This window comes from Burkholderia sp. Bp8998 (assembly GCF_003854235.1).
Lineage (GTDB): Bacteria > Pseudomonadota > Gammaproteobacteria > Burkholderiales > Burkholderiaceae > Burkholderia.
Genome location: NZ_QTQF01000084.1, coordinates 1 through 9,299 on the forward strand (window position 1 = coordinate 1; position 9,299 = coordinate 9,299).

Here is a 9,299-nt window from a genome sequence, read left to right on the forward strand (position 1 = left end):
CCAACCCGCGGATATCAGCATGATCCACCGTCGAGATTTACTGCTACGTCGCCCTCAGGAAATTCAGTCAACATGCGCCTCAACAAACCCAAAACCGATCCCTATTGACAGGCGGAGTCATATCAGACTTTGATGCTGCGCGGCAGTTTAAGCCGTCGCGACGCATCATGCTCTCCCTATCCCTACGCAGGACGTCGCCTTTGAGCGCGGCCTGCGCACTGCTGCTGGCGTTGTCGGGCTGTCGCGACGGTACAGGCGAGTCGTCGGCTCAACCTCTTCCCGAAGTCGGCGTGACGACCGTCGCGCCGCTCGCACAGTCGGGGCAGCAGGGCACGGCTCGTGCGCCGGCCGCAGCCCGGCGCATCGGTCGCCGCACCTTGCATCGCCCGCGCCGCCCGCATGGTCCGGCAACCGGCCGATGCCCCGCCGCGAAACATTGTTCTCCTTCGTCGTAAACGTCTCGAATGCGTGATATTTGCGCCGCCCGATCCGGTTTAGAGTGGCCGCGAATTCATGACGATGTGTCGTATGGCCGCAGCCGCGGGCCGTAACGACGCACCGGAGGAGCTGGAGACAAATGGCTGAAGGCAGGATTACGCAAGTCGAATCGTTCGGTTTCGAGCGCATTCCCGATGCATCGCGCTATGCGCGTCCGATCGATCTGTTCCGGTTGCTGTTCGGCGGCTGCAACACGTTTTCCACATCGGTGCTCGGCAGTTTTCCCGTGCTGGTCGGGCTGTCGTTCAAGGCCGGCGTGTGCGCGATCGTGCTCGGCGTGCTCGCCGGCACCTGCATCCTCGCGCCGATGAGCCTGTTCGGCCCGCGCAACGGCACGAGTGATCCCGTGTCGTCCGGCGCGCATTTCGGCATTCACGGCCGGATCGTCGGGTCGTTCCTCGCGCTGCTCACGTCGATCGCATTCTTCTCGCTCGCGGTGTGGAGCTCGGGCGATGCGCTCGTCGGCGGCGCGCATAACATGGTCGGCGTGCCGGTCAGCGGTTTCACGCTCGGCGCCGCGTACCTGGTGTTCGCGGTGCTCGTGCTGATCGTCTGCATCTACGGCTTTCGCTTCATGCTGTGGGTCAACAAGATCGCCGTGTGGGCGGCGAGCCTGCTGTTCGTCGCGGGCCTGTTCGCGTTCGCGGGGATGTTCGACATGAACTACGCGGGCACGCTGGACCAGCGCAGTGCAGGCTTCTGGGCCGCGTTCGTCGGCGCGGTGCTGGTCGCGTTGAGCAACCCGGTGTCGTTCGCGTCGACGCTCGGCGACTGGGCGCGCTACATTCCGCAGCAGACGCCGAAGCGGCGCGTGATGGGCGCCGTGTTCGCCGCGCAGTTCGCGACCTTCGTGCCGTTTTTCTTCGGCCTCGCGACCGCGACGATCATCGCGTCGAAGGCGCCCGCGTTCATCGCGTCGAACGACTACGTCGGCGGGCTGCTCGTCGTATCGCCGCGCTGGTTCCTTCTGCCGATGTGCCTGATCGCGATCATCGGCGGGATGTCGACCGGCACGACCGCGCTGTACGGCACGGGCCTCGACGTGTCGAGCATGTTCCCGCGCTTCCTGAACCGCGTGCGCGCGACGCTGCTGATCGGCACGATCGCGATCGCGTTCATCTTCGCCGGCCGTTTCTGGTTCAACCTGGTCGAAAGCGTCGCGACGTTCTCGACGCTGATCGACACGTTCAGCTGCCCGTGGATGGCGATCATGGTGATCGGCTACGTGACGCGCCGCGGTTTCTATCTCGCGGACGACCTGCAGGTGTTCAACCGCGGGCTGCGCGGCGGCCACTACTGGTTCACGCATGGCTGGAACCTGCGCGCGATGGGTGCGTGGCTGCCGGCGGCCTTCGTCGGGCTGTCGTTCGTGAACCTGCCGGGCCAGTTCGTCGGGCCGCTCGGCAACCTCGCGAGCGGGCTCGATCTCAGCGTGCCGGTATCGCTGGTGGTCGGCGGGCTGCTGTACTTCGTGATGCTCACGATGTATCCGGAAGCAGAGGGCGTGTACGGCCCGCGCGGACGCTTCCTCGTGCGCGGCGGCGGGCAGGCGGCGCGCGCTGTCGGCGCCCCGGCGATTCAGCCGAAGGGGTACTGAGCGCCGCATCGCATGTCGGCTTCGGTGCGGATCAGTGGAACGTGCTGCCCGCGAGCATCCCGCCGTCGACGATGAATTCCGAACCCGTGCAATACGCGGATTCGTCGGACGCGAGGAACAGCACGAGGCTCGCCACTTCGTCGGGCTTGCCGATGCGCGCGATCGGCAGTCCGCCATAGATCGACGAAGCATCGAAATCGGCGTATTCCGGCGGGCGTGCCATCACGGTGTCGATGCCGCCCGGGTGGACCGAGTTCACGCGGATGCCGTGGCGGCCGAACTCGAGTGCGGCGGCCTTCGTCATCCCGCGCACCGCGAACTTGCTCGACACATAGGCGCTGCCGCCGGCCACGCCTTCCATCCCGGCCGTCGACGATACGTTGACGATCGAGCCGCCACCCGCTTCCTTCAGCGCGGCCAGTGCCGATTTCATGCCGAGCCAGCAGCCGACCTGGTTCACGTCGATCACCTTGCGATAGTCGTCGAGCGAACACGATTCGATCGGCACGAGCTTCAGGATCGCCGCGTTGTTCACCAGGATGTCCAGCCGACCGAAATGCGCGAGCGTCGCATGGACGGCGGTATGCCAGTCGTCTTCGTTCGTCACGTCGAGATGCTGGTAGCGCGCGGCGTCGCCAAGTTCGGCCGCGACGCGTCGGCCCGCGTCGTCCAGCACGTCGGCGATCACCACGCGTGCGCCCTCGGCGACGAACCGGCGGGCCTCCGCCTCACCCTGGCCGCGGGCGCCGCCCGTGATCAGCGCGACCTTGCCTTCAAGTCGTGTCATCGTGTTTGCTCCTGTGAGTGTAGGGGGCCGCGCGCGGGCCCGCTCATGCAGGGGCCGACGCGTCGCTGTCGTTCATGGCGTCTCCGTGGCGTCGCGCGATGAATGACGGCCATGATGGCAACAAAGCCGGCACTTCGTGCCATCCAAACGGACGAGTTGCGTGGCCTGGATTGCGCCGGGTGTCGTACGGCGCCGCGACGAAGCGCGCGAGGTGAAGACCGGAAAGCGGGGAGGAGCAGGCAGAGGCGTGCCGCGCGTTATCCGGTGTTCGGCCCGCGAATCGGTGACGCGCTCGATAGCGGGAGCAGCGTGTCGTTGCGCCAGTCACCCTGTGTATTCAGATCGAGTGCGCGGCGGCTGCCGGGCGGTCGCGTCGTGTCGCGAGGTGTCGGCCGCGCATCGGCGTGCGGTCCGCCCGATCAGAACATCGTGTTCGCGTTCGCGGCTCGTTCGGGCACCGGCTGGATCACGTCCCAGTGCTCGACGATCTGGCCGTCCTTCACGCGGAAGATGTCGACCACTGCTTCGCCTCGATCGCCCGGACGCTCGGTGCGTGGTGTGCGGCTGCCGGTCCGCTGGGCCGGCGAACATCATCGTGCGATTTGCGCCGCCCACTTCACACGCTGGCCCGTCCTGGTGCTGCGGAACGGAGCGGGGCCGCCCGCCGTGTATGGCTTCGCGCCGGCAGGCGGCCGGCGCGGACGACTTATCGCCAGGCGCCGTCGACGTAGACCCACACCTGCCCCTGGCGCCGCCAGTAGCCCGGCACCCACCGACGCCCGGGGCGACGGCCGACCCAGCGTCCGGACACCCATATATAGTGGCCGCGCCGCCAGCGCCAGTAGCCGTCGGTCCAGACATAGCCGTGCGGCCGCGGCGGCGGCGGCCGACGATCATGCCGCGGTGCCGGCGGCGCGAAGCCCGGACGATCGGGATAAGGCGGCCTGCCGGGCCCCGGAGGCGGTCCGGGCGGCCGATACCCGGGCGGAGCGGGCTGGGCCGAGGCGATGCCCAGCCCGCCGCCGGTGGCGGCGAGGGCGGCGGTCAGTCCGATGGCGCGCAACAACGAGCGTCGATTCATGGCGGGTCCTCTAATATGTAATCGGGGCTGCCTTACATTAGCCCGCCGGTCCGGTGGCCGGGTTACGCGGGCCGTTAAGGCTGTTACCGCGTGTCACGACGACCCGCCGGTACCCGGGGCGTCGCCGCCGGTCTCCCGTTCCCGCAAGCGCCAACGGCGAATGGGGTCGGCTAGAGCCGAGTGGTCGTGTGTTTACCGATCGGTCGCTGCGTTTTAGCCGGCCAGGCCCAATATTTGAGACTGATTTGGGTAAAAATTACCGTTTTCGTGTGGTTCCATCGATTCCGCTTGTTGTTTCTATGCAACCGTCAAGCCGATGACACGAAAGAATGGTGCGATGAATGCCTCCAAAAAGCATCCGTCAAGAAGTCAAAAAATGGCGTTAAAACAAATACTTATAAGGCGTCCCCACTTTCATTATTTCTAGTTCTGGAAAAGCTTATTTCTTTATTTGCAGATCGCGCCCCTAGGGTACACCCCTAAACTCACGGTTCCCAAACGGGCAACTATCCGGGCGCGGCCAGAAGGACCGATGGCGCTCCCGGGCGGTTGCAGACCGTTTATGAACAAGGTCGCGAGACCTGCCTCTTTTTAGAAGGGAGCTCCACGAATGAACAAGACTCTGATCGTTGCAGCAGCTGCAGCATCGTTCGCTACCGTCGCTCACGCGCAAAGCAGCGTCACGCTGTACGGCGTGCTGGACGCAGGCATCACCTACCAAAGCAACGTCCAGAACGCAGCCGGCCAAGGCAAGTCGCTGTGGTCGATGGGTTCGGGCATTGACCAGAGCCGCTTCGGCCTGCGTGGTTCGGAAGACCTCGGTGGCGGCCTGAAGGCGATCTTCACGTTGGAGAGCGGCTTCAACATCGGCAACGGCAAGTTCGCGAACAACAACGGCATGTTCAACCGCCAGGCTTTCGTCGGCCTGTCGAGCCAGTACGGCACGGTTACGCTGGGTAAGCAGTACGACTCCGTCCAGGACTACCTGGCACCGCTGACCGCAACGGGCTCGTGGGGCGGTACGTACTTCGCTCACCCGTTCAACAACGACAACCTGAGCACGAACGGCGGCTACTCGGCTAACAACACGATCAAGTTCGCAAGCGCGAACTACGCTGGCCTGCAATTCGGCGGCACGTACTCGTTCTCGAACAGCACGAACTTCGGCAACAACCGTGCTTACAGCGGCGGCGTGTCGTACCAGTACCAAGGCCTGAAGCTGGGTGCAGCTTACTCGCAAGCGAACAACCCGAACAACAACAGCACGGGTGCAGTTGACTCGTCGTCGGCTCTGTTCAACGGCCAAGGCCGCCTGCGCACGTACGGCGCGGCTGCTGCGTACGCATTCGGCCCGGCGCAAGTTGGCGCAGCATGGACGCAATCGCGTATCGACAACCAAGCTAACGGCGCGGCTACGTTCCACGCTGACAACTACGAAGTCAACGCGAAGTACAACCTGACGCCGGCTCTGGGCCTGGGCGCAGCGTACACGTACACGAACGCGAAGGTTGCTGGCGAAAGCACGCACTGGAACCAGTTCGGCCTGCAAGCTGACTACTCGCTGTCGAAGCGCACCGACGTCTACGCACAAGCTGTGTACCAGCGCGCTGCGAAGAACGGCGTTGGCGCATCGATCTACAACGGCGACGTCAACACGCTGCCGAGCTCGTCGATCAACCAAACCGCAGCAACGGTTGGTCTGCGTCACCGCTTCTAAGCGTGACGGCTGGGTAACCAGCCTCGCAGTATCGAAAAAGGCGCCTTCGGGCGCCTTTTTTTCGCCCGTTTGAATATGGCGACGAAGGCGGTGGGCGATCGTCCGGACGCAAAAAAGCGAGGCTCACGCCTCGCTTTTTCGTTTGTTGCCGCGTGGTTGCGCCGGAGGCCGGCAGCGGCGTCAGCGCGTGTACTCGCCGTTGGCTTCCGGCTGGAACACGATCGCCGCGACCTTCATCAGTTTTTCGGTGCCGCTCGGCTGCAGCACCTTCACCAACTGACCGCGTTGCGTGCCCAGCAGCGCCATGCCGACCGGCGAGAACACGTTCAGGCGTCCGAGTTCGAGATTGGCGGCATCCGGATAAACAATCGTCCAGGTGGCTTGCTCCTGGGTTGCTTCGTCGAGCAGCGTGATCTGCGAGTTCATCGTGACGACGTTTGCCTTGATGGCGTCGGGCTGCACGATGTCCGCACGTTCGAGCAGCGTGTCGAGCATCGTCTGGAAGCGCGGGTTGTGTTCGGCGTGCTTCTCGAGGCGAGCGACGTCGAGTTCGGTCAACTGGTAAAGGCGTGGTTTCATGGCAGTTCTCCAAATGATCGGCATGGGGCAGGTGGGGCGTGCCTATGGGGATCGCCCGGAGCCTGTCTGACCTGGCTCCGGGAGGAGGCCGTGCCGTCAGATCAGGCGCCGGGCGGGGGCGAGCGGCGCCTGGGCCGTGCGTCGAACGCAGGGGTGCGCCGGATGGCCGGCGCGCGCGCGCACGCCGGCTGGGCCGGACGGCGAAACCGAGAGGAGCGTGGGCGCGTGCATGGTGAATGGGGTATCGACTGGCGGATATAACCTTACGATTCTACAACGCAACCTTCCGAATCGGTGATTCGGCTGTTGGTTGTTCGTCAGGAATTGTTGTGGAAATGATTTAAGTGATAGCAATCTCTTGGGGCGGAAACGGCCGATATTTCCCAAAAATGCAACACTGTATGTTCAAACCAAGGGTTTCCCCTTGGTATTGCCCGCACTACACTTGGTCCATCGCTTCAGACAATTTCGCCGGGAGCGACGTCAAAAGAGAACATATTTCGGAGGTCCATCATGAAGTCGATCATCTACGCAGCGATCGCTGCATCCGTTCTTGCCGCCCCGATCGCGTCGTTCGCACAGTCCGAGCAGGGCTTGACCCGTGACCAGGTCCGGGCCGAACTTGCGCAACTTGAACAGAACGGCTACAAGCCGCTCGCGAGCGATGCGCAATATCCGCAGAACATCCAGGCCGCGGAACAACGGATCCAGCCGAACCAGCCGATGCTCGCCCAAGCCGATACGAGCGGCTATGGTGCGGTGGCGACGGGCGCAGGCCAGTCGGGCCGCCGCACAACGCGTGAAGCCCCGAATCCCGTGAACACCGTCTACTTCGGCAACTGAATATCCCCGGGTCTGCCCGAGCACAGCATGTGACCGACGGGACGCGCGCCACTTGCGCGCGTCTGCGTCGGCAGAGCAGAACCTCCGTCGCCGCATTCCGGCGGCTTTTCCGCCCAGACGCTCGCGCGTTTGGGCCTTTTTTGCTGGGACGGGTCAGGCGGACGTGACTGTCGGGGTGCCGTGGATATAGTGTTCGAGCTGGCTGATCGTGAATTGCTGGTCGGCAATCACGCTCTTCACGAGGTCGCCGATCGAGATCAGGCCGATCAACTTGCCGTCCTGGAGGACGGGCAGGTGGCGCATCCGGTGCTCGGTCATCAGCGCCATGCACTCGTCGGTGGATTGCGACGGTTCGACGTAGCGTACCTTGGCCGTCATGATTTCCTCGACGCGGGTCGCCTTCGAAGAACGGTCCTGCAGTACGACCTTGCGCGCATAGTCGCGCTCGGTGACGATGCCGGCGATGTCGTTGCCGTCCATGACCAGCAATGCGCCGACGCCCTTCTCCGCCATCAGCTTGATGGCGTCGTAGACGAAATCGGCTTTCGTGACGGTGTAGATCGTGCGGCCGGAATCCGGCTTGGCTTTGAGAATTTGCGCGACAGTCGTGCTCATTTGCTTTCTCCGTGTGCAGGACGATGCAGGGAAGGCAGGGCGTGATGCGCGGCACCCGAAGGGCCCAGTATAGCCGGGCCTGCTGCGGCAGTCGCGTGACGTTTCCAGATTAGCGGTAAACTCCGGTCACGCACTATCCACACAACTCCTACATTCCTGATCGTTTCGATTGAATTCATGATGTCTTCGCGTCCCCAATCGCCCACGCAGGGCAATGGCCAGGCCGACGAGTGCGTGACCCTCGTCGCCACCGCGTCGCTGCCCACGCGCTACGGTACGTTCACGTCGTACGCTTTCCGCGTAGCGGGCAGCGATGCCGAACATCTCGCGCTCGTGATGGGTGACGTCACCGGCGAGCAGTCCGTGCTCACGCGGCTGCATTCCGAATGCCTGACCGGCGACGTGTTCGGCTCCTTCCGCTGCGATTGCGGCGAGCAGCTCGATCTCGCGCTGCGCTACATCGCAGCGGAAGACCGCGGCGTGCTGCTGTATCTGCGCGGCCACGAAGGGCGCGGCATCGGCCTGAGCAACAAGATCCGCGCGTACGCGCTGCAGGAGCAAGGGCGCGACACTGTCGAGGCCAATCTCGACCTCGGCCTGCCCGACGACGCCCGCGAATACGACTCGGCCGCCGCGATCCTGCGCATCCTCGGCGTGACGTCGGTACGCCTGATGAGCAACAACCCGAAGAAGTTCGACACGCTCGTGAAGCACGGCATTCCCGTGTGCGAACGCGTGGCGCTCGCGGTGCCCGTGCGCGAGGAAAACGAGCGTTACATCCGGACCAAGCAGGTGAAGTTCGGGCATTACTTCGAAGAGAACGAATAGTCGAAATCTCGGGTTTGTCCGAGGTGGTCCGAGTTGATCCGGGAGGTATTTAAGTCATTGAATATTAACGATGATTGAAGACTTCTCCTTGCGTCCGTCGTTGCATCAACGCCTGTCTCCGCTTGGCTAAACTTGCTGGGTCGGCGTAGGTTTCTGTGACGTTTTGCAGGAAACCTACGCCGAGGGAAGAATGCGCTTTGATGCACGCGTCGCGGGCAGGCTGCCGAGCGGCGAGCACATGACCTTTGAAGGGTTTCCCGGACTCCGCCTCCAGGCTTCGATGAGCTGCAAGTCTTCGATGCACGACACGGACGCTGCTCGCAATGCTAGGGTGTCCAAATGAAATTGCCGAGGGAGTGTTCGGCCATGTACAGCCGGGAATCATCGGCGTCTACAACAGACATGCCTATGATAGGGAGCGGCGCGAGTGCCTCACGCAGTTGTCGCATCGCTTGGAGTCGATCGCCATAAGCTGATTTCAGACGGTAACCTCTACGGTCGGCTAGCAATCGCGCTCGGCAACATCGCGTCAAGTACGACGCGAAACAATGTTCATCAGTTGCGCCGAGAAACCCCGCCGTTTACGGCGGGGAGGAAAGGAGCGCCGTCGACAGACGGCATTCCAAAGTTGATATGACTCCGCCTGTCAATAGGGATCGGTTTTGGGTTTGTTGAGACGCATGTTGACTGAATTTCCTGAGGGCGACGTAGCAGTAAATCTCGACGGTGGATCATGCTGATATCCGCGGGTTGG

The 9,299-nt window shown here is 63.4% G+C and carries 8 protein-coding genes and 2 pseudogenes; 6 read left to right on the forward strand and 4 right to left on the reverse strand.

The features are described 5' to 3' along the window. Nucleotides 1-167: 167 nt before the first annotated feature. Both DIE06_RS39340 and DIE06_RS36950 read left to right on the forward strand, forming a co-directional pair. Nucleotides 168-308, forward strand: a pseudogene (locus DIE06_RS39340) (efflux transporter periplasmic adaptor subunit); the annotation flags it as partial. Between the two features lie 269 nt (nt 309-577). Beyond that, a complete protein-coding gene (locus DIE06_RS36950) occupies nt 578-2,095 on the forward strand; it encodes a cytosine permease (RefSeq protein ID WP_124665638.1) in 1,518 nt (505 codons plus the stop codon). Nucleotides 2,096-2,126: 31 nt separating this feature from the next. Here the strand turns inward: DIE06_RS36950 and DIE06_RS36955 are convergent, their stop codons facing one another. Both DIE06_RS36955 and DIE06_RS36965 read right to left on the reverse strand, forming a co-directional pair. Further along, nucleotides 2,127-2,882 carry a glucose 1-dehydrogenase gene (locus DIE06_RS36955; RefSeq protein ID WP_124665639.1) on the reverse strand — a complete coding sequence of 252 codons (756 nt, stop codon included), beginning with the start codon at nt 2,880-2,882 and terminating at the stop codon, nt 2,127-2,129. A gap of 706 nt (nt 2,883-3,588) precedes the next feature. Beyond that, entirely contained in the window at nt 3,589-3,963 is a 375-nt protein-coding gene (locus DIE06_RS36965; RefSeq protein ID WP_124665640.1) for a YXWGXW repeat-containing protein, read from the reverse strand. Nucleotides 3,964-4,573: 610 nt separating this feature from the next. Here DIE06_RS36965 and DIE06_RS36975 point away from each other — a divergent pair. Then, nucleotides 4,574-5,680: a porin gene (locus DIE06_RS36975; protein ID WP_124610331.1), complete on the forward strand. Its 1,107-nt coding sequence runs from the start codon at nt 4,574-4,576 to the stop codon at nt 5,678-5,680. A 180-nt stretch (nt 5,681-5,860) separates the two neighbouring features. On the opposite strand, the gene DIE06_RS36980 is transcribed toward DIE06_RS36975, so the two are convergent. Beyond that, the gene (locus DIE06_RS36980) at nt 5,861-6,259 is read right to left on the reverse strand and encodes a GreA/GreB family elongation factor (protein ID WP_124665642.1); all 399 of its coding nucleotides are present in this window, start codon (nt 6,257-6,259) and stop codon (nt 5,861-5,863) included. Between the two features lie 513 nt (nt 6,260-6,772). Here DIE06_RS36980 and DIE06_RS36985 point away from each other — a divergent pair. Further along, complete coding sequence (locus DIE06_RS36985) at nt 6,773-7,102, forward strand: DUF4148 domain-containing protein (protein WP_124665643.1); 330 nt, start codon at nt 6,773-6,775, stop codon at nt 7,100-7,102. 153 nt (nt 7,103-7,255) lie between these two features. Here DIE06_RS36985 and DIE06_RS36990 read toward each other — a convergent pair whose 3' ends face one another. Next, nucleotides 7,256-7,717 carry a CBS domain-containing protein gene (locus tag DIE06_RS36990; RefSeq protein WP_124665644.1) on the reverse strand — a complete coding sequence of 154 codons (462 nt, stop codon included), beginning with the start codon at nt 7,715-7,717 and terminating at the stop codon, nt 7,256-7,258. 177 nt (nt 7,718-7,894) lie between these two features. Between DIE06_RS36990 and ribA the strand changes: the two genes are divergently transcribed. After that, the gene (gene ribA / locus DIE06_RS36995) at nt 7,895-8,545 is read left to right on the forward strand and encodes a GTP cyclohydrolase II (protein ID WP_124665645.1); all 651 of its coding nucleotides are present in this window, start codon (nt 7,895-7,897) and stop codon (nt 8,543-8,545) included. 284 nt (nt 8,546-8,829) lie between these two features. Further along, a pseudogene (locus DIE06_RS39345) lies at nt 8,830-9,021 on the forward strand (alpha/beta hydrolase); the annotation flags it as partial. Nucleotides 9,022-9,299 lie beyond the last annotated feature (278 nt).

Bases quoted from the DNA above. Each gene is read 5' to 3' on its own strand.
- DIE06_RS36975 (WP_124610331.1), top strand. From the start codon at position 4,574: ATGAACAAGACTCTGATCGTTGCAGCAGCTGCAGCATCGTTCGCTACC.
- DIE06_RS36950 (WP_124665638.1), top strand. From the start codon at position 578: ATGGCTGAAGGCAGGATTACGCAAGTCGAATCGTTCGGTTTCGAGCGC.
- DIE06_RS36980 (WP_124665642.1), bottom strand. From the start codon at position 6,259: ATGAAACCACGCCTTTACCAGTTGACCGAACTCGACGTCGCTCGCCTC.
- DIE06_RS36965 (WP_124665640.1), bottom strand. From the start codon at position 3,963: ATGAATCGACGCTCGTTGTTGCGCGCCATCGGACTGACCGCCGCCCTC.
- ribA (WP_124665645.1), top strand. From the start codon at position 7,895: ATGATGTCTTCGCGTCCCCAATCGCCCACGCAGGGCAATGGCCAGGCC.
- DIE06_RS36985 (WP_124665643.1), top strand. From the start codon at position 6,773: ATGAAGTCGATCATCTACGCAGCGATCGCTGCATCCGTTCTTGCCGCC.
- DIE06_RS36955 (WP_124665639.1), bottom strand. From the start codon at position 2,882: ATGACACGACTTGAAGGCAAGGTCGCGCTGATCACGGGCGGCGCCCGC.
- DIE06_RS36990 (WP_124665644.1), bottom strand. From the start codon at position 7,717: ATGAGCACGACTGTCGCGCAAATTCTCAAAGCCAAGCCGGATTCCGGC.